At 56.7% G+C, this 20056-nt stretch carries 17 protein-coding genes; 10 read left to right on the top strand and 7 right to left on the bottom strand.

Annotated elements, in window-relative coordinates; genetic code table 11:
* The first annotated feature begins 232 nt into the window (after positions 1-232).
* A complete protein-coding gene (gene hutI / locus FDP13_RS08115; protein ID WP_143839171.1) occupies positions 233-1447 on the top strand; it encodes an imidazolonepropionase in 1215 nt (404 codons plus the stop codon).
* Positions 1444-2244, top strand: a complete 801-nt coding sequence (hutG, locus tag FDP13_RS08110; RefSeq protein WP_012768993.1) for an N-formylglutamate deformylase — start codon at positions 1444-1446, stop codon at positions 2242-2244. The genes hutI and hutG overlap by 4 nt, the downstream gene beginning before the upstream one ends.
* An 11-nt stretch (positions 2245-2255) precedes the next feature.
* Here the strand turns inward: hutG and FDP13_RS08105 are convergent, their stop codons facing one another.
* A complete protein-coding gene (locus FDP13_RS08105; protein WP_143839170.1) occupies positions 2256-4196 on the bottom strand; it encodes a methyl-accepting chemotaxis protein in 1941 nt (646 codons plus the stop codon).
* Between the two features lie 471 nt (positions 4197-4667).
* Between FDP13_RS08105 and folD the strand changes: the two genes are divergently transcribed.
* Together folD and ybcJ are read left to right on the top strand one after the other, a co-directional pair.
* Positions 4668-5537: a bifunctional methylenetetrahydrofolate dehydrogenase/methenyltetrahydrofolate cyclohydrolase FolD gene (gene folD / locus FDP13_RS08100; RefSeq protein ID WP_033576222.1), complete on the top strand. Its 870-nt coding sequence runs from the start codon at positions 4668-4670 to the stop codon at positions 5535-5537.
* A 6-nt stretch (positions 5538-5543) separates the two neighbouring features.
* A complete protein-coding gene (gene ybcJ / locus FDP13_RS08095; RefSeq protein ID WP_027711388.1) occupies positions 5544-5756 on the top strand; it encodes a ribosome-associated protein YbcJ in 213 nt (70 codons plus the stop codon).
* A 181-nt stretch (positions 5757-5937) separates the two neighbouring features.
* On the opposite strand, the gene cysS is transcribed toward ybcJ, so the two are convergent.
* Both cysS and FDP13_RS08085 read right to left on the bottom strand, forming a co-directional pair.
* Positions 5938-7323, bottom strand: a complete 1386-nt coding sequence (gene cysS, locus FDP13_RS08090; protein WP_143839169.1) for a cysteine--tRNA ligase — start codon at positions 7321-7323, stop codon at positions 5938-5940.
* A 271-nt stretch (positions 7324-7594) separates the two neighbouring features.
* The gene (locus FDP13_RS08085) at positions 7595-8017 is read right to left on the bottom strand and encodes a DoxX family protein (protein WP_027711385.1); all 423 of its coding nucleotides are present in this window, start codon (positions 8015-8017) and stop codon (positions 7595-7597) included.
* Positions 8018-8355: 338 nt separating this feature from the next.
* On the opposite strand from FDP13_RS08085, the gene ppiB reads away from it, so the two are divergent.
* From ppiB to FDP13_RS08055, 6 genes are all read left to right on the top strand, one after another.
* A complete protein-coding gene (gene ppiB, locus FDP13_RS08080; protein ID WP_012768987.1) occupies positions 8356-8850 on the top strand; it encodes a peptidylprolyl isomerase B in 495 nt (164 codons plus the stop codon).
* A gap of 10 nt (positions 8851-8860) precedes the next feature.
* Complete coding sequence (lpxH, locus tag FDP13_RS08075) at positions 8861-9583, top strand: UDP-2,3-diacylglucosamine diphosphatase (protein ID WP_143839168.1); 723 nt, start codon at positions 8861-8863, stop codon at positions 9581-9583.
* 224 nt (positions 9584-9807) lie between these two features.
* Positions 9808-10317, top strand: a complete 510-nt coding sequence (gene purE / locus FDP13_RS08070; protein ID WP_143839167.1) for a 5-(carboxyamino)imidazole ribonucleotide mutase — start codon at positions 9808-9810, stop codon at positions 10315-10317.
* Positions 10314-11384 (top strand): 5-(carboxyamino)imidazole ribonucleotide synthase, encoded by a 1071-nt coding sequence (gene purK, locus FDP13_RS08065; RefSeq protein ID WP_033576180.1) that lies wholly within the window; start codon positions 10314-10316, stop codon positions 11382-11384. The genes purE and purK overlap by 4 nt, the downstream gene beginning before the upstream one ends.
* 470 nt (positions 11385-11854) lie before the next feature.
* Positions 11855-13138, top strand: a complete 1284-nt coding sequence (locus FDP13_RS08060) for an HAAAP family serine/threonine permease (RefSeq protein WP_012768983.1) — start codon at positions 11855-11857, stop codon at positions 13136-13138.
* A gap of 64 nt (positions 13139-13202) precedes the next feature.
* Complete coding sequence (locus FDP13_RS08055; protein ID WP_143839166.1) at positions 13203-14573, top strand: L-serine ammonia-lyase; 1371 nt, start codon at positions 13203-13205, stop codon at positions 14571-14573.
* A gap of 122 nt (positions 14574-14695) precedes the next feature.
* Here the strand turns inward: FDP13_RS08055 and FDP13_RS08050 are convergent, their stop codons facing one another.
* The 4 genes from FDP13_RS08050 to FDP13_RS08035 form a co-directional block, all read right to left on the bottom strand.
* Positions 14696-15136, bottom strand: a complete 441-nt coding sequence (locus tag FDP13_RS08050; RefSeq protein ID WP_027711380.1) for a helix-turn-helix domain-containing protein — start codon at positions 15134-15136, stop codon at positions 14696-14698.
* A gap of 181 nt (positions 15137-15317) precedes the next feature.
* Positions 15318-16133 carry a phosphate ABC transporter ATP-binding protein PstB gene (gene pstB / locus FDP13_RS08045; RefSeq protein WP_012768980.1) on the bottom strand — a complete coding sequence of 272 codons (816 nt, stop codon included), beginning with the start codon at positions 16131-16133 and terminating at the stop codon, positions 15318-15320.
* Between the two features lie 17 nt (positions 16134-16150).
* Complete coding sequence (gene pstA / locus FDP13_RS08040; protein WP_143839165.1) at positions 16151-17797, bottom strand: phosphate ABC transporter permease PstA; 1647 nt, start codon at positions 17795-17797, stop codon at positions 16151-16153.
* Positions 17794-20010 carry an ABC transporter permease subunit gene (locus tag FDP13_RS08035; RefSeq protein WP_143839164.1) on the bottom strand — a complete coding sequence of 739 codons (2217 nt, stop codon included), beginning with the start codon at positions 20008-20010 and terminating at the stop codon, positions 17794-17796. Before FDP13_RS08035 ends, pstA begins: the two co-directional genes overlap by 4 nt.
* Positions 20011-20056: the final 46 nt, after the last annotated feature.

Genomic DNA, 20056 nt, shown 5'->3' with positions numbered 1-20056 from the left:
TTGTGATTAACGATATTGTATAGACATATCTATACACCAAAGTCAGCCGCACATGACATAAGGCTTTTTTATTACGCATTTTTTATTGCGCATAGGAGAAACAGGTGAGCTGCCTGCCGGTACTGTGACGGAGAAAGTGAATAAGAAATTCCTATTCCGTCACAGCTTGATGAAATGCTGTGGTGGGGCGTATAACTTGTCTATACAAGATTATAACAGCAAGGAATACAGGATGACGATATCGTGCGATAGCCTGTGGCTGGGCGCTGACCTGGTTACCCTACGCGGCGGCCGCTATCAGATGATTGAGGATGGCGCGCTGGCCGTCACCGCCGGACGTATTGTCTGGCTGGGTGCGCGGCACGCATTGCCCGATTTCGCGCCGTCGCACGTCACCGATTTCGGCGGCGGCATCATTACGCCCGGATTTATCGACTGCCATACCCATCTGGTGTTTGGCGGTGATCGCAGCGGTGAATTCGAGCAACGCCTTAATGGCGTCAGTTATGCCGACATCGCCGCGGCGGGCGGCGGTATTCTTGCCACCGTCAACGCCACCCGACAGGCGGACCACGACAGCCTGCTCGCCTCGGCGCTCGCACGTTTGCAGCCGTTGCTGGCCGAAGGCGTCACCACGCTGGAGATCAAGTCCGGCTACGGGCTGGATGTGGACAGCGAATTGAAAATGCTGCGGGTAATCCGCGAACTGGGGCAGCGACAGCCGGTGCAGATCGTTTCCACCTGTCTGGCCGCCCATGCTATTCCACCGGAATTCAGGCAGCAGCCGGAGGCGTGGATCGATCTCGTCTGCCGCAGGCTGCTGCCGGCGGTGGTCAGCGAAGGGCTGGCCGATGCCGTTGATGCCTTCTGCGAACACCTGGCGTTCAGCCCGGCGCAGGTAGAACGGTTATTTCAGGCCGCGCAAGCGCTTCAGTTGCCGGTGAAACTGCACGCCGAGCAACTTTCATCGCTGCACGGCAGTGCATTAGCCGCGCGCTTTCAGGCGCTGTCCGCCGATCATCTGGAATACGCGACCGAACAGGATGTGGCGGCGATGGCCGCGGCAGGCACCGTCGCGGTGCTGCTGCCCGGCGCCTATTATCTGCTGCGGGAAACGCAATGCCCGCCGGTCGACCTGTTGCGCCGTTACGGCGTACCGATGGCTGTCGCCAGTGACTGTAACCCCGGCACCTCGCCCGCGTTGTCGCTGCGGCTGATGCTGAACATGGCCTGTACGCTGTTCCGGTTGACGCCGGAAGAAGCGCTGGCCGGCGTCACGCTGCACGCGGCGCGCGCGCTGGGGCTGGAGCACAGTAACGGCTCGCTGGAAATCGGCAAAACGGCGGATTTCGTACACTGGCCGCTGGCGCGCCCGGCAGAGCTGGTTTACTGGCTGGGTGGTCAACTGCCCTGCACGACGATTTTTCGTGGAGAACAACGTTCATGACCCCATTCACTTTTATTGAAGGCGACGGCCCGCTGTTGCTCAGCATCCCTCATGCAGGCATCGCGCTGACGCCGGAAGTGGCTGGCGGGCTCAGCCCCGCCGCTCGCCCGCTGTCGGATACCGACTGGCATATCCCACAACTGTACGATTTTGCCCGCGAGCTGGGCGCCAGTGTGCTGGCGGCCAACTATTCGCGTTTTGTTATCGACCTGAACCGCCCGGCCGACGACCAGCCGCTGTATACCACCGCCACCACCGGCTTGTTCCCCGACATCCTGTTCGACGGCACGCCGGCGTTCCTTCCCGGACACGCGCCGTCGGAAACCGTGCGCGCCGGTTATCTGCGCGATATCTGGCAACCTTATCACCAGACGCTGCAACAGCAGCTGGCGCGCATCAAACAGCGCCACGGCTATGCGTTGCTGTTCGACGCACACTCTATCGCGTCACGCATTCCACGTTTGTTCGACGGGCAACTGCCGGACCTGAATCTCGGCACCAACGGCAGTCTCAGTTGTGCGCCGTCTATTGAGTCGGCGCTGTTGGCAGTCTGCCAGTCACAGCAGCGCTGGAGCTGGGTTTTGAACGGTCGTTTTCGTGGCGGTTACATCACCCGCGCCTACGGCCAACCGGAACAGCGCCAACACGCGATGCAACTGGAGCTGGCGCAGTGTAACTACATGAGTGAACAGGCTCCTTTCGCCTGGCAACCGGACAAAGCTCGGGAATTACAACCGATGCTGGAGCGCATCGCTCGCGCCTTTATGGATGCGGCGGCCAGGCTGTATCAGCGCTGACCGCCGGTTGATTAGCGGGGCAGGCCAATCCGAACATCGTTGCTCTCGGCGACGACAAAACGATCGACCGTTTCTTTCATGTCGCTGGCCTGCCTGTCGAGCAATTGGCTGGCGGTGGCCGCCTCCGACACCAGCGCCGCATTCTGCTGGGTCACCTGCTCCAACTGGCTCAACGCCAGGTTGATCTGATCCACACCGAGCGACTGTTCCCGTGCAGCTGTCGCGATATCACTGACAAAATCCCGCACCTGCGATGTGCTGGTCATGATCTGTTTCATGGTTTCGCTGCTGCGTGCAACCAGCGTCACACCGGCATGTACCTGGTCGATACTGGTGGAAATCAGCTCCCGAATGCGCTGCGACTCACCGGCGCTGCGTTGCGCCAGATTACGCACCTCGGTCGCCACCACGGCAAAACCACGCCCTTGTTCGCCGGCCCTCGCCGCCTCTACCGACGCATTCAGCGCCAACAGATTGGTCTGAAACGCAATGGCGTCGATCGCCGTGGTAATTTGCGACATCTGCTCGCTGGACTGACGGATTTGCGTCATCGCCTCACTGGCCTGCATGGTAATGCGATCGGCCGCCCCGATCTGCTCTTCCATGACTTTCATCAGTTCTGATGCCTGGCCGGCATAATCCGCCGTCTGTTTCACCGCGATGGTGATTTGCTCCATACTGCTGGCGGTTTCCACCAACGATGCCGCCTGTTCGTCGGTACGCTGCGCCAGATCCTGATTCCCCTGGGCAATTTCAGTGCTGGCGCTCTCCACCAGCTCTGCGCCTTGCTTAATGGTGCTGACCACCATCTCAATATTTTCCAGCGACCGGTTATAGGCCTGGTTCAACTGCGACAATTCGTCTTTACCCGGCACATCCAGCCGACAGGTCAGATCGTTGCCCATTTCATCAATGGTTTTCAGTGTGGAAGTCAGTTGCTGGTACACGTTGCGCGCCACCAGCACCGCCAGCAGCAAGGCCAGCGCCAGCGCCGCCACCGCGCCGCCCAGATAAGCGTAACCACTGACCCGCGCTTGATACTCCAGCCGATTAGCCCAGCTCAGCAATTCCGCGGAGGCCGCGTCTTCAACCACTTTGAGCCTATCGATACGCTGCGTCTGTTGGCTGAACCAGTCGTTCGCATCAATACCGAATCCGCCGCTGGCCGCTTTGCTAAACGCGGTATCCCGCATTTTCAGCGCCGTCTGCGCCGCTGCATCATTGAGCGAATCCTGCAATTGTTGCCGAAGCGCCGGTTGGGCAAACTGGTTAAACGCATTGGTGTAGGCGTTTTCCATGCCGACCAATTGACTAAAACGCTCGTACTGGCCGGGCGCGAAACGATCCACGGCAAACACTTCGGACAACAGCGCCCGCATAATGCCCGCCTGCTCTTTGGCATTTAACAGGTTGTAATAGGCTGCCAACCGGCTCACCAACCCGCCATCGGTGACCAGATGGCTCATCTCGCCCACCAATGCAATCAGATCGCTGACGCTTGCGGTGTACCATCCGACGGCTTGCGAAGCAGGCACCGAAAAACCATCCACCTGAGCACGCAGTGAAGACAACGTCTGTAAACGTTCCTGCAAGCGGTTCAGACGCTGCGCAATGCCGCCGACTGCGCCGGATAACGTCAGCGAGGACTGGCCTTCCCACAATGCCGCTAATGCTTTATCGGTTTCCCCCCGTTGATCCCGTAATTGGCTGGCGAATTTCTGCCCTTTACTACCGATATATCCTGAACTCATACCGCGCTCGCGCTGCAAGGCATGTGCAGCGTTGCCTGCCTGCTGCGCCAGAGCCAACAACTGTGCGAATTGCACCATATCCTGCTCGGTATGGCGTCGCTCCAGTACGCCGTTAGTCGCAAACCACAGTAGTGCTATCAATAATGGCGTTAACGCCAACGCAAACTTGTAACGAATAGAAAGAGAGGATAATCGAAGCATGAACGCCCCCTATTTGGCCCTCAAAAAGATACAGAAAACAATCGACTGGCTTATATTCACTTCATCGTCATTCAGTATAAAAACTTTATTTACACCGAGGGGCGAATTTTTGACAAAAAACAAAAAAATCAGCAATAACTTATTTTTATAATTTAATCCACCGTTATACCCCACCAGAAAATCCAACAAAGGTTTAAAATAATTAACACATATCACAATTTTGCAGAAAGACTATCGACGCTTTACTTTCACAGCGTTAAACACTGCCAGAAACTCACCCAGGGGTGATCCGGCACCTTTCCATCACTCTGCGCATTGCCGACGCAGACCTCATCTACCGGCAACCCACAGCACCGCGGGGATAAATACAGCGCGATCACAATTAATCACCACACAATGCCTGACAGCCCGCGCCGCTTCTGCCAAAATAGGCGCATCCCCCCCGCATTGAAAATGATGGATTTTCTGTACATGGTTGCAAAAATTATTGATGGTAAAACGATTGCGCAGCAGGTGAAGGACGAAGTTGCCGTGCGCGTAAAGCAACGGTTGGCTGAAGGTAAACGCGCGCCGGGGCTGGCAGTCATATTGGTGGGCGATAACCCCGCTTCACAAATTTATGTCACCAGCAAACGCAAAGTCTGTGAAGAAGTGGGGTTCATTTCGCGCTCCTATGACCTGCCGGCCACCACCACCGAGCCGGAATTGTTGGCGTTGATCGACGAACTGAATGCCGATACCGCTATCGACGGCATTCTGGTGCAGTTGCCGTTACCGGCAGGCATCGACAATACCAAAGTGATTGAACGCATCGCGCCGGACAAAGACGTAGACGGCTTCCATCCGTATAACGTCGGTCGGCTGTGCCAGCGCGCGCCGTTGCTGCGCCCCTGTACTCCACGCGGCATCGTCACGCTGCTGGAGCGTTACGACATCAATATGTTTGGCCTCAACGCCGTCGTTGTCGGCGCGTCCAACATCGTCGGCCGTCCGATGAGTATGGAACTGCTGCTGGCGGGATGCACCACCACCGTGACCCATCGCTTCACCAAAGATCTGCGCCACCACGTCGAACACGCCGACCTGCTGGTGGTCGCCGTCGGCAAACCGGGCTTTATTCCCGGCGAGTGGATCAAACCGGGCGCTATCGTGATTGATGTCGGCATCAACCGGCTGGAAAACGGCAAAGTGGTGGGCGATGTGAAGTTCGACGAAGCCGCCGAGCGCGCGGCGTACATCACCCCGGTGCCGGGTGGCGTCGGGCCGATGACGGTTGCAACGCTTATTCAAAACACCTTGCAGGCTTGCGAGGAATACCACGACACTCCGGCACAGGCATAACCCACCATGAACGTATTTCATCTTGAGAAACATCCGCACGTGGAACTGTGCGATTTGCTGAAACTGCAAGGCTGGAGCGAAAGCGGCGCCGCCGCCAAACAGGCGATTGCCGCCGGCGACGTCACCGTCGATGGCCAGACCGAAACCCGCAAACGCTGCAAAATCGTTGCCGGCCAGGTTGTGAGTTTTGGCGGCGAATCGGTCACCGTTCAGGCGTAACCCGTCGTTTTCATTACCGCCGGAAACAGAAAAGGCCCGAAAACCGGGCCTTTTCTATTGGGAGGATGCCATTTGGCGAGCGACGATTATTTACGACGCCAGATATTACTTACGATGCCAGATATTACTTACGACGCCAGATATTACTTACGACGCCAGATATTACTTACGACGCCAGATATTACTTACGACGCCATATAGTGCCCTGCGGGCCGTCTTCCAGCACGATGCCCATTTCCGTCAGCCGGTTGCGCGCCGCATCCGCCAGCGCCCAGTCCTTCGACTGACGGGCATCGTTGCGCTGTTTGATCAGCGCTTCAATTTCTTGCACTTCGCCGTCATCAGCCTGCGCGCCGCTTTGCAGGAACAGCTCCGGATCGCACTCCAGCAGCCCCAGCACGCCGGCCAGTTGCCGCAACATCGCCGCCAGACCATCGGCTGCCGCCGCGTCTTCCGCTTTCAGGCGGTTAACCTCGCGGGCCATGTCGAACAGCACCGAGTAAGCTTCCGGCGTATTGAAATCGTCATCCATCGCGTCGCGGAAACGGCGTTCAAATGCCTCGCCGCCCGCCGCCGATGCAGACGCATCGGTGCCGCGTAACGCGGTGTAGAGGCGTTCCAGCGAGGCACGCGCCTGCTTGAGGTTCTCTTCCGTGTAATTCAGTTGACTGCGGTAATGACCGGAAATCAGAAAATAGCGAATGGTCTCCGCATCGTAGTGAGTCAACACATCACGCACGGTAAAGAAATTATTCAGCGACTTGGACATCTTCTCCCGGTCAACCATCACCATGCCGGAGTGCATCCAGTAATTCACGTAATCGCCGCCGTGCGCGCAGGTCGACTGGGCAATTTCATTTTCGTGGTGCGGAAACATCAGGTCGGAACCGCCGCCGTGGATGTCGAAATGTTCACCCAGTTGTTTGCAGTTCATCGCCGAGCACTCAATATGCCAGCCTGGACGACCATTGCCCCACGGCGACGGCCAGCTCGGCTCGCCCGCTTTGGACATTTTCCACAGCACAAAATCCATCGGGTTGCGTTTCACCTCGGTGATTTCCACCCGCGCCCCGGCCTTCAGTTGATCCAGATCCTGACGGGACAGCACGCCGTAACCCGGCACGGTATCCACCGAAAACATCACGTCGCCGTTATCCGCCACGTAGGCATGACGACGGGCGATCAATTTTTCAACCAGCTCAATGATTTCCGCGATGTAATGCGTGGCCCGCGGCTCTTCATCCGGAGACAGAATATTCAGCGCCTGAAAATCGGTGTGCATCTCACCGATCATGCGGTTGGTGAGTTGCTCGATAGTTTCGCCGTTTTCCGTCGCGCGCTTGATGATCTTGTCGTCAATGTCGGTGATATTGCGGACATATTTTACGTCATACCCGAGATAACGCAGGTAACGCGCCACCACGTCAAACGCCACGAAAGTACGCCCATGACCGATATGACACAGGTCGTAAACGGTTATCCCGCACACATACATGCCAACCTTGCCAGCGTGGATGGGTTTGAATTCCTCTTTTTGACGACTCAGGGTATTAAAGATCTTTAGCATCAGGGCATTCCATGGTGTTCACAACATAACGTGTTCGCAGGAGATGTGCATCGTTGTCTGCGTTACGCGTAATAAAGTCGGTTTTTATCCGGTTTGCGGACGTAGCTGCGTATTGAAACCTGAACCCTGCCCTATTGCAAGCGGGTGAGCCCAATATTAGCCATCCCGGCGGTTTCGCGTCTTATCAGACTTAAAACGCACAAACCCGGCGTTATCGCCGGGTTTGTATCGCTGCTAACCGCAATCGAACTATTGACTACCGATGCCGCGCTTAGCGCCAGCGCGGGTTACTCATCACAGAGTATTTACCGCTGCCCAGCAGGGCGATAGCGATACCGGCGAAGAAGTAAACCGCCACGTTCTCAATCCCCCATGCCCCGGTTTTATCAAGGGTGAAAATCGCTTCCGGATGCGCCAGTGCGAACGCCACAATCATGGTGAAGGCGAAAGACAGCGCGGCAGGACGAGTCAGGATGCCCAGAATCATCAGCACAGGCGCAATCACCTCGCCAATAAACACGCCGTAGGCGATAAAGCCCGGCAAGCCATGAGCCGCCAGCATTCCCTGAATACCACCGACCCCCGCGATCAACTTATGAACACCGTGGAACAGTACCAAAATACTGAATGACAGTCGCAAAACCAGCTTGCCGCAATCCGGTTTGTCTAACAGCTGATTAACCCGGTCTAACATAATTTACCTACCTGTATGATTATTGAATGAGCAACGTGTTAACGAGAGTGACTATCAACTACAATAAGGATAAATTTATAAAGTAAAAAAACATATCAAAATGATACTAGTTATTGATTTAGAGCAATAAAAATATATTTCAAATTAATTCAAAAAAATCCGTTTAATTTAATGAATTTATTTGAAATAGATTCTCATTCCTTTTCTTCATTTTACCGACGGCTTCACCCTGTGCTGACTCAGCCATTCACTTATGTTATAAGAGCGCTCTTGGCGGCTTGGCGCCTCGGTGAATATCTCTCATTATTCTGTGTATTATGGCTAAGTAAGGTTCATCTATGATTACGTTTCATACCAACCACGGCGACATCGTCATCAATACCTTCCCGGAAAAAGCGCCGGTTACCGTGGAAAACTTCCTGAACTACTGCCGCAGCGGTTTTTACAACAACACGATTTTTCACCGTGTGATCAACGGCTTCATGATCCAGGGCGGCGGCTTCGAACCCGGCATGAATCAGAAAAGCACCAACGCGCAGATCAAAAACGAAGCGAACAACGGTCTTACCAATAACCGTGGCACGCTGGCGATGGCTCGCACTAACGATCCGCATTCAGCGACCGCCCAGTTCTTCATCAACGTGGTGGATAACGACTTCCTGAACTTCAAATCTGAAACGGTGAACGGTTGGGGTTACTGTGTGTTTGCCGAAGTGGTGGAAGGCATGGACGTGGTCGACAAGATCAAAGCGGTGTCCACTGGTCGCAGCGGTATGCATCAGGATGTGCCGAAAGAAGACGTCGTGGTCACCAGCGTGACCGTTAGCGAGTAACGTCTGCGGCATGTCTACGCTGTTTATTAGCGATCTGCATTTGAGTGAACAGGAACCGGCGATTACCGCCGGTTTTCTGCGTTTTCTGCATGAAGACGCTCCCGGTGCCGACGCACTCTATATTCTTGGCGATCTGTTCGACGCCTGGATTGGCGACGACGACCCGGCGCCGCTGCACGGCATCGTGGCGCAAGCGCTTAAAACACTTTCCGACGGCGGCGTGCCGTGCTATTTCACCCATGGCAACCGCGACTTTCTGCTGGGCCGACGTTTCGCACGCCAGAGCGGCCTACAGTTGCTCGCCACCGAAACCGTGATTGACCTCTACGGCCGACGCACGTTGCTGTTGCACGGCGACACACTCTGTACCGACGATCATGCCTACCAGCGCTTTCGCCGCAAAGTACATCACCCGCTCATCCAGCGGCTTTTCCTGTGGTTGCCGTTGTCTTTTCGTTTGCGCATCGCCGCTCGTATGCGCGCCGCCAGCCAGCAGGCCAACCAGCACAAATCCATGACGATTATGGACGTTAACGCCGATGAAGTGCTTACCCGGTTACGCCGTCATCAGGCGACGTTGATGATCCACGGCCACACCCACCGCCCGGCGATCCATCCGATCGATCAGGCCGGCGTACAGGCTGAACGTGCAGTGTTGGGCGCCTGGCATCAGGAGGGATCGCTGCTGCGGGTGACCGCCGACGATACCCGTCTGATTTCATTTCCATTGTAACGCCGCGTTTACACTGATTTTCCCTCTCGATGGCCCATTTCATCGCTACGCAACCGTTTTCCTCCCTTCTAGCTCATGGTATGCTCTACGCCCTCGCGACCTGCGCCTCTCGGTTTTCAGGTCGCCGTTGCACCGCGCAATGACCGCATCATGTACGATCCATGTCATGCACGATCATCGACATGGCTTACCACCGTCATGCAAACCACAGGAGCATTACAGGCATGTCATCCAACGCTGCCCCGGCGAAAATCGCTATTGTCATGGGTTCAAAGAGTGACTGGGCCACCATGCAGTTTGCTGCAGAGATCCTCACTACGCTGAATCTGCCGTATCACGTTGAAGTCGTCTCCGCGCACCGCACGCCGGATAAACTGTTCAGCTTCGCCGAACAGGCGGACCAGAATGGCTTTGACGTTATTATCGCCGGCGCGGGCGGCGCCGCTCACCTGCCAGGGATGCTGGCGGCCAAAACCCTGGTGCCGGTGCTGGGTGTTCCGGTACAGAGCGCGGCATTAAGCGGCGTCGACAGCCTCTATTCGATTGTACAGATGCCGCGCGGCATTCCCGTCGGCACTCTGGCCATCGGCAAAGCGGGCGCGGCCAACGCCGCTCTGCTGGCGGCACAGATTCTGGCACGCCACGACAGCGCGCTGGCGTGGCGTCTGGCGGCCTGGCGTCAGGCACAGACCGACGACGTACTGAACCATCCGGATCCGAGGGAAGAGGCATGAAACCGGTTTGCGTACTGGGTAACGGCCAGTTAGGCCGTATGTTGCGTCAGGCCGGCGAGCCGCTTGGCATCGCGGTTTATCCGGTCGGGCTGGATGCAGAGCCGGAATCCGTACCGGTGCAGCACAGCGTTATCACGGCCGAAATCGAGCGTTGGCCGGAAACGGCGCTGACTCGCCAACTGGCGCAGCATTCCGCTTTCGTCAACCGCGATATCTTCCCTCGTCTGGCCGATCGCTTGACGCAAAAGCAACTGCTGGATGAACTGGGTCTGGCGACCGCCCCCTGGCAATTGCTGGCTTCGGCACAGGAATGGCCGACGGTATTCGCAACGCTGGGCGAACTGGCGATCGTTAAACGCCGTGTCGGCGGCTACGATGGGCGCGGACAATGGCGTATCCGCCCCGGCGAAGAACATAGCCTGCCGGCCGAATGCTACGGCGAGTGCATTGTCGAGCAAGGCATCGCTTTTTCCGGCGAAGTGTCGCTGGTCGGCGCACGCAGCGCGAAGGGCGACTGCGTATTTTACCCGCTGACCCACAACCTGCATGAAGACGGCATCCTGCGTACCAGCGTAGCGCTGCCGCAACCACAGCCTCACCTGCAACAACAGGCGGAGCAGATGCTGTCGTCAATCATGCATCGCCTCGGTTACGTAGGCGTGATGGCGATGGAGTGTTTCGTGGTCGGTGACCGTCTGTTGATCAACGAACTGGCGCCGCGCGTACACAACAGCGGGCACTGGACGCAAAACGGCGCCTCCATCAGTCAGTTCGAATTGCACTTGCGTGCGATTCTTGATCTGCCGTTGCCGTCGCCGGTGGTCGCTACTGCGTCGGTGATGGTTAATCTGATCGGCACGGATGTGAACATTGATTGGCTGACGCTACCGCTGGTGCATTTGCACTGGTATGAGAAAGAGGTTCGCCCGGGCCGCAAGGTGGGGCATCTGAACCTTACGCATCCGGATAATGCGCAGTTGAGCCAGACGCTGAACGCCCTGACGCCGCTGCTGCCGGATGCCTATCATTCCGGGCTGGCGTGGGCACAACAACGGTTAGCCGATTAAGCACACAGTAGCGTAATGCGGGTCAGTCATGGCCCGCATATCATCGCCCGGTAAGATTTTTACGTGACATTATGATGATTGAGTTTATTATCTCCAACGCGAATAAAATAACCACCTTGCACCGGTTATTTATTTCACTCGTTAACATCCTGCATGAAAATATTCCCGCATTATTATTCACCCATTCGAATCAATTAACGCATCAAAAAAGATACCTGCCGAAATAAATTATTTAACGCATCAATACTGATATTTTATTTTTAATTATTTGGAGTTAAAATAATTGATCTCTGTTCATTTGTGTGATCGCCTCACTATTATTTCACACCGGTCAGGATATAGAATGCCGCCACAAAAAAGATTACCCCGATTCACATGATGTCTCGTGTGACACCTGCGAATTCTCTCTGTATTGGCTCTCAGCCGGTACGGTATTTTTTATACTCTGTGTTCACCAAGGAGAAACACGTATGAGCACAATTCAAGACAGCAGTCAGGTACTGGAGCAAGCTTCAGGCTGGCGTAAAAGCGATACCGTCTGGATGCTGGGCCTGTACGGCACCGCCATCGGCGCGGGTGTGCTGTTTTTACCCATCAATGCCGGCATCGGCGGTTTAATTCCGTTGATTATCATGGCTATTATTGCTTTCCCGATGACCTATTTTTCTCACCGCGCATTATGCCGATTCGTTTTATCCGGTAAAAAAGGCGGTGAAGATATTACCGAAGTGGTCGAAGAACACTTTGGTGTCGGTGCGGGAAAATTAATCACACTGCTCTATTTTTTCGCTATTTACCCGATTCTTCTGGTTTACAGCGTTGCGATTACCAACACCGTTGATAGCTTTATTACTCACCAGTTGCATTTACCGTCGCCGCCGCGAGCAATTCTGTCGCTGGTATTAATTCTGGGGCTGATGTTTATTGTCCGCTTCGGCGAAGCGATGATCGTAAAAGCCATGAGCGTCTTGGTTTATCCGTTCGTCGCCGTATTAATGATGCTGGCGCTGTATTTAATTCCCCACTGGAATACCACTGTTTTCCATAATATTTCCCTGACCAACAGCACCACGGGCAATGGCCTGCTGGCAACACTGTGGCTGGCGATTCCGGTTATGGTGTTCTCTTTCAACCACTCGCCGATTATCTCATCTTTTGCGGTCGCGAAACGTCGTGAATACGGTGATAACGCAGAGAGAAAATGTTCCCGTATTCTGGCATGTAGCCACATCATGATGGTGCTGACCGTCATGTTCTTCGTGTTCAGTTGCGTGCTGGCGCTCTCCCCGTCTGACCTGATGGAAGCCAAAACACAGAACATTTCCATCCTGTCTTATCTGGCGAACCACTTTAATAACCCGGTAATGGGTTATCTGGCGCCGGTCATCGCCACTATCGCGATTTCCAAATCGTTTCTGGGTCACTACCTGGGTGCCGGCGAAGGCCTGAACGGCATGATGATAAAAATGCTGCGCAGCCGCGGTAAAACCGTCGCCACCGCCAAACTCAACCGTATCACCGCGCTGTTCATGCTGGTCACCACCTGGCTGGTCGCCACCCTGAACCCCAGCATTCTGGGCATGATTGAAACACTGGGCGGCCCGGTCATCGCTTGTCTGCTGTTCCTGATGCCGATGTACGCGATCCACAAAGTACCGGCCATGCGTCAATACAGCGGCGCACTGAGCAATGTGTTCGTCACCCTGCTGGGCCTGATCGCCATCACCGGGATCGTCTACACCCTGTTCGAGTAATTACCCCTCTGTCCCTCCCGACGCAGGCGGCCTGGCTGCCTGCGTCAGCTGAAAGGAACCCCCTATGGTCAGCGTATTTGATATTTTCAAAATTGGTATCGGCCCTTCCAGTTCGCATACCGTTGGCCCGATGAAAGCTGGCAACATGTTCACCGACGATCTGGTTAACCTGTCTCTGATTTCATCGGTTGACACCATTATCGTTGATGTTTATGGCTCGCTGGCTCTGACCGGCAAGGGCCACCACACCGATATCGCCATCATCATGGGACTGGCGGGCAACCTGCCGGATAGCGTGGATATCGACGCGATCCCGGCTTTTATTCAACAAGTCCAACACAGCGGTCGTCTGCCGTTGCTCAATGGGCGCTATGAAGTCAATTTCCCGCTGGAGAGCGCACTGCGTTTTCAGCCGGAAAACCTGCCGCTACACGAAAACGGCATGACGATCCGCGCGCTCGATGCCGGCCAGAAGGTGCTGTATAGCAAAACCTACTATTCGATCGGCGGCGGTTTCGTGGTCGATCAAGAACACTTCGGTCAGCCGAATACCCAGGAAGAGTGTGCGCCCTGGCCGTTCTATTCCGCCCGCCAACTGTTGCAACACTGCCACGATAACTGCCTGTCGCTGTCGGCAGTGATAATGAAAAACGAAATCGCCATGCACGGCCGCGACGCGCTGGAAGCCTATTTCGCCAGCGTCTGGCAAACCATGCAGAACGCCATTCATCGCGGTATGAACACCGAAGGCGTGCTGCCCGGCCCGCTACGCGTACCACGTCGCGCCTCGGCGTTACACCGGCTGTTGTTCACCAACGGGCGTTTTTCCAACGATCCGATGGATGCTATGGATTGGGTCAACATGTTCGCTATGGCGGTATCGGAAGAAAACGCCGCCGGCGGCCGGGTGGTCACCGCACCGACCAACGGCGCCTGCGGTATTATTCCTGCCGTACTGGCGTACTACGACCGCTTTATTCAACCGGTCACGCCGGACACCTGCCTGCGCTATTTCCTGGCCTCCGGCGCCATCGGCATTCTGTTCAAAATGAATGCGTCGATTTCCGGCGCGGAAGTGGGTTGCCAGGGTGAAGTAGGCGTCGCCTGCTCAATGGCGGCGGCCGGTCTGGCAGAGCTGCTGGGCGCGAATCCGGAGCAGGTGTGTATCGCCGCTGAAATCGGTATGGAACACAACCTCGGTTTAACCTGCGACCCGGTGGCCGGTCAGGTTCAGGTGCCTTGTATTGAGCGTAACGCCATCGCTTCCGTCAAGGCGATCAACGCCGCCCGTATGGCGATTCGCCGCGCCAGCGAACCCCGCGTCTCGCTGGATAAAGTGATTGAAACCATGTACGAAACCGGCAAAGACATGAACGCCAAATACCGCGAAACCTCCCGGGGCGGTCTGGCGATCAAAGTGGTGCATTGCGAGTAAACCACTGCGAATAAACCGCTGCGGGTAAAATCGCAATCGCCTGACTGTGAGCACGCTGAGCGGCAAAGCAGGCGACAAAAATACGCCGGGTTGATGTCAACGCATCAGTCCGGCGTCTTCTTTCAGGAAGGTTTTTTTTCGTTGTCCGGCCAGGACCAAATTAAATTGTTTTCAGCCGCGGAAACATACCAGTCAAGAGCGCTGGCGACAGGCTTAGGCATCGATTCCGCTGCGGCGACGGGAGCCGGCGCGTCGGTATTTTTCTTACGAATGCGTAACGGCGTACGGGATTGCCCGCCATTAAGTCGCGCATTGAAATTCTCAACTTCGGTATCAAATAGCACGCCTTCCAATTGATGCAGGCGATTCAACCCGCGCAGAATCGCCAGCAGGCTGCTCAGGGTGATCGATTCCCCCATCTCCGCCCGTTTGATGGTGGCGATGCCGAGGCCGGCCCGTTCGGCCAGATCCACCTGGGATAATCGCTGCTGAATACGCGCATCTTTTATACGCCGACAAAGCTCGGTGATGATTTCACCTTCGCTCATGGTACCGAATCTCATAATGCCGCTATTTGCCCCTACGCTAAATTGCGCGCAGTTTATCATCACCCCATGCAATCACAGCGCGGAGCAGGCAACTAAACGTCAGTTTCTCGACGCAGGTCAATTTTTCATAAGAAAAAAGTATGGAAACAACCCTACCTTGTGGAATGCAACGCAAACACCGCGGTGGCGGTAACCACTAGCCAAAACGACCGGTGATGTAATCTTCGGTGCGACGTTCAGCCGGAGCGGTAAACAACGCATCCGTCTCGCTGTATTCGATCAACCGGCCGTGATGGATAAACGCCGTGTAATCCGATACCCGCGCCGCCTGCTGCATGTTATGCGTCACTAATACCAGCGTGAAACGGCGCTTCAGCGCGCCAATAAGCTCTTCGATCACCAGCGTTGAAATCGGATCAAGCGCCGAGGTCGGTTCATCCAGCAATAACACTTCCGGTTCGATGGCGATGGCTCGGGCGATCACCAGCCGTTGTTGTTGTCCGCTGGACAACGTCAGCGCGCTGTCGCCCAGCCTATCTTTCACTTCATGCCACAACGCGGCGGCCCGCAGCGCGCTTTCCACCGCCTCGTCCAGTTGACGCCGGTCTTTCATGCCTTGCAAACGCAAGCCGTAAATCACATTCTCATAAATGGATTTCGGAAACGGATTAGGCCGCTGGAACACCATGCCGACCCGGCGACGCAGCGTCGAGACATCCAGCGACGGATCGTGGATGTTCATGCCCTGCAGACGGAGATCGCCTTCGATACGGCAACGGTCCATCAGATCGTTCATGCGGTTAAAGCAACGCAACAAGGTAGACTTGCCGCAACCGGATGGCCCAATTAGCGCCGTCACACGGTTTTTCGGAATACGCAGCGAAATATCGCACAGTGCGTGCTTGTCGCCGTAATACAGATTCAGCCCCTCTGCCGACAACGCCGTTTGTTCATCGGTTAACCGGTGGACGTCCATCACGGGGAGTCTCTCCAGCGGTTTAGACATGCCCATCACTATTCTCCCGCCACTCAGAGTGACATCATTCGGTATTTTTCACGTAATACATGGCGAATGCCGATTGCCGCCAGATTCAGCGCCACCACAATGAACACCAGCAACAACGCGGTGGTATACACCAGCGGGCGCGCCGCTTCCACATCCGGGCTTTGGAATGCCAAATCGTAAATCTGGAACCCCAGATGCATGAATTTCCGCTCCAGGTGCAAATAAGGGAAGATCTCATCCACCGGCAACGCCGGCACCGATTTCACCACGCCCACCAGCATGAGCGGCGCGGTTTCCCCCGCCGCCCGCGCCACCGCCAGAATCAGCCCGGTCATCATCGCCGGCACTGCCATCGGTAACACCACGCGCCACAGGGTTTCCGCCCGGGTGGCCCCCAACGCCAGCGATCCATGGCGCACCGACACCGGGATTCGCGACAACCCTTCTTCGGTAGAGACGATAACCACCGGCAGCGTCAACAGCGCCAGCGTCAGCGAGGCCCACAGCAACCCCGGCGTACCAAAGGTCGGGTTAGGCAGCGACTCGGCATAAAACAGGTGATCCAGCGTGCCGCCGACCAGATAAACAAAAAAGCCCAGCCCAAATACACCGTAGACGATCGACGGTACGCCAGCCAGATTCGCCACGGCAACCCGCACCCAACGGGTCAGATTGGTGTTATCGGCGTATTCGTGCAAATAAACCGCCGCCACGACCCCCAGCGGCATCACGATAACCGACATCAGAATCACCAGCAGCACGGTGCCGAAAATCGCCGGAAAGAGCTGACCGGGACTACTGTCGTCCGGCTCGAACCGGGTTAGCATGGTGCCCAGCACCTGCACTGTTTGCTGCGCTTTTTCGGTCAGCGTCATCGCATTCGGGTACCACGCCCGGTCAATCATTCTGACCGGGATGGTATGGCGTTGCCCCTGCGCATCGCGCACCCATACCGCCGAGCGATTGATATCGGCATTAAGCGCCAGCAATTGCTGGTTCAGCCCATTAAAATGGTGCTCCAGCTCCGTACGCTCCGCCTTAAGACGCGCCTGCGCCCGGTCGTCCAGCCGGTTTTCCCGGCGCAGTTTCTCTTCCTGCAACCGCAACGCATCGAACTGCTGATTAATCCGGTTCATCTCGCCCAAACGCAGGGACTGAGCACGCTTCATCAACTGCTGAACCAGCGCAATACGTTGTTGCAACGTCGACGACAGGTTATCGGACACCAACGGTTGCCCATCTTCGGTCATCCCGTCGAGATAGCCATACGCCATGCCGTTGGTAGTGCGGCGCACCGCCAGCATGTTCGCCGGCCGGCCGGCGTCGGCCACCGATAGGGACAGCAGCGTCTGGAAGCTTTGCCCGTATACCTCTCGCCACCCGGTTTTCAGCAGATAACGGGTCGCCCCGGTCTCGGGTGCATTGACGATACCGGCATCCGTTAACTGTTGCCGGGTTAGCGACTGCTCATCATAACGTTCGCCGATCAACTGTCGCGTATTACCCTGCGCATCCTGCAGACTAAACAGCCATACCGGTTGCGGCCACAGATAGCGCGCACTCTGCCCGATCAGCAACACAAATACGGCGACGATGGCGATCAAACTGAACGTAATCGCAGACGCCGTTAGCCATATCCAGGGCGTTCCGGTACTGAACCAGCGCCTCATGACAATTCTCCCTCATCACGATAGCGGCGACGCAGGCGCTGGCGAATCACCTCCGCCAGCGAATTGACCACGAAAGTAAAAAGAAACAGGACCAACGCGGCTAAAAACAACACCCGATAGTGCGCGCTGGACATCGCCGCTTCCGGCATTTCGATAGCGATGTTGGCCGCCAGCGATCGCAATCCCTGAAACAGGCTGTTGTCCATCACCGGCGTATTGCCGGTCGCCATCAGCACGATCATGGTTTCGCCTACCGCGCGGCCGAAACTGAGCATCAACGCAGCAAAAATGCCGGAGCTGGCCGATGGCAGCACCACCCGCCATAACGTTTGCCACGCGGTCGCCCCCAGCGCCAGCGAGCCCTGGCTCAAACGCGGCGGCACGCTAAACAAGGCATCCTCCGCCAGCGAAAAAATCAGCGGGATCAAGGCAAACCCCAACGCAACGCCTGCCACCAGCGTATTACGCTGGCTGAAATGATCGCCCATCCACTGCCAGAGCGGCTGCCCCAGCAAACGTAACTCCAGCCACGGCCCCAGCCAGCACGCCAGCGCCAGCGTTAATAACATCGCCGGTATCAACAACAACGCATCCCACCCGGCCAACACGCCGCGCCGCCAGCGGACAGGCCATTGCTCCAGCCACCAGCCGCACCCCAGCACCGCCGCGCCCCATAACGGCGGCAACAACAAAATAGCGGCTAGATAGGTCGCCATGTGGGGTGCCAGCCATAGCGCGGCAATCAGCCCAATCACCACCGTCGGCAGCGCGCCCATGATTTCCATCGCAGGTTTAATCCAACGCCGCAACGCCGGCGTCATAAAACAGGCGGTATACATCGCCGCCGCCAGCGCCAACGGCGCGGCGAACAGCATGGCATACAGCGCGGCTTTGAAGGTGCCGCTCAACAACGGAATCAGACTGAATTTAGCCTGATAGCCATCATCAGCCGCGGTCGGCTGCCAGACATAATCCGGCTCGGGGTAGCTTTCATACCAGAGTTTTTGCCATAGCCCACGCCAGCCGATATCCGGGTAAGCATTATCCAGTTGATAGGGTTGCCAGCCGGTAGCCGTTTCCAGCAACAGCGCCCGCCCACGAGGGGAAAACGCCGCCTTGCCGGCGGGCGGCGCCAGTAACGCGCTCATCAGCTCGCCGGATTGTTTACTGGCGAACAGCGAGAAATGGCCTTGCGGGTCAAGGGTGGCAAACACACGACGACGCGGTTCGGTCACCAGTTGCAGTTGTCGCCCCACGGTAGGGAAGGTGCGAATTTCATTCAGGCGCGGCCCCGCCGCCGTCGGGGTGTCGAACCACTGGCTGACGCGCCCGTCGGCGGATTTCACCAGCAACGAATGCCCCCCGGCCAGCAGCGCCAGCGACAAGGGCGCGGTTCCCGGCAACGTCACCGTTTCACGGGCGGTAAGCACTTGCTCACCGAGCTGCCACACCGTCAGGCGATTCGCACTCAGGGTATAGATCTGCTGCCCATCCGGCGTCAGCAGTACCTGGTCCGCCGGTTCGGTCAGCACCGTCTGCCCGATGGGTTGAATCTCGGCGGTGGCCGGCTCATCGCGCGATGTGGAAACAAGCGGTAATGCATCGACTGGTAATGAATCGAGTTGTAACGAATAAAGTTGCAAACGGTTATCGTCGGTCACCCTCGCCACTCGCAACATGTCGCCCGATTCGGCAACCGCCAGTTGCCGCAACGGTTGAACCGCTCCGCCCAGTAGACGTGGCCGCTTACCCAGCGGATATCGCCACTGCGGCGTGTCATCGCCAGACAACGGCCACTCCGGGCGAACCACGCTCAGCGCGCCGTCCGCCTGCCCCAGTACCAGTAGCGGGCGCTCACCCGCACTCATCGCCGCCAGCGTGACTGCCGGCGCTACCGACTCGCGGGCGACAACCTGAGCGCGCTCAAGCGCGATGAATTCACCGTAACCGGCGGCATCCACCCGAAAAGCCCAACGACCATTATCGCTGATGCCAAGCGTCAGCGTCGGTTCGCGCATATCGGCCGTCACCGGCGCCAGCGGACGGATAGACGCGGAAGAAAACAGCGGAACAACCACATACAGCAGATAAAAAAAGATCAGTACTAATGCCAGCAGCACCAGCCACCCGCTCCCCACCACAATCCGGCGCGTCAGCCGGTCGATCAACGCCCGCCGCCTGTCCCGATACGCTAAATTGCCTGAGTCCGCCATGTGTCGCCGTTGTTCCTGCCGTGTCGAAAATCCGCCGGTTCCTTTG

It is taken from the genome of Dickeya sp. ws52, from assembly GCF_007210685.1.
Lineage (GTDB): Bacteria > Pseudomonadota > Gammaproteobacteria > Enterobacterales > Enterobacteriaceae > Dickeya > Dickeya chrysanthemi.
This window is presented reverse-complemented; position numbering and strand designations above follow the sequence as displayed.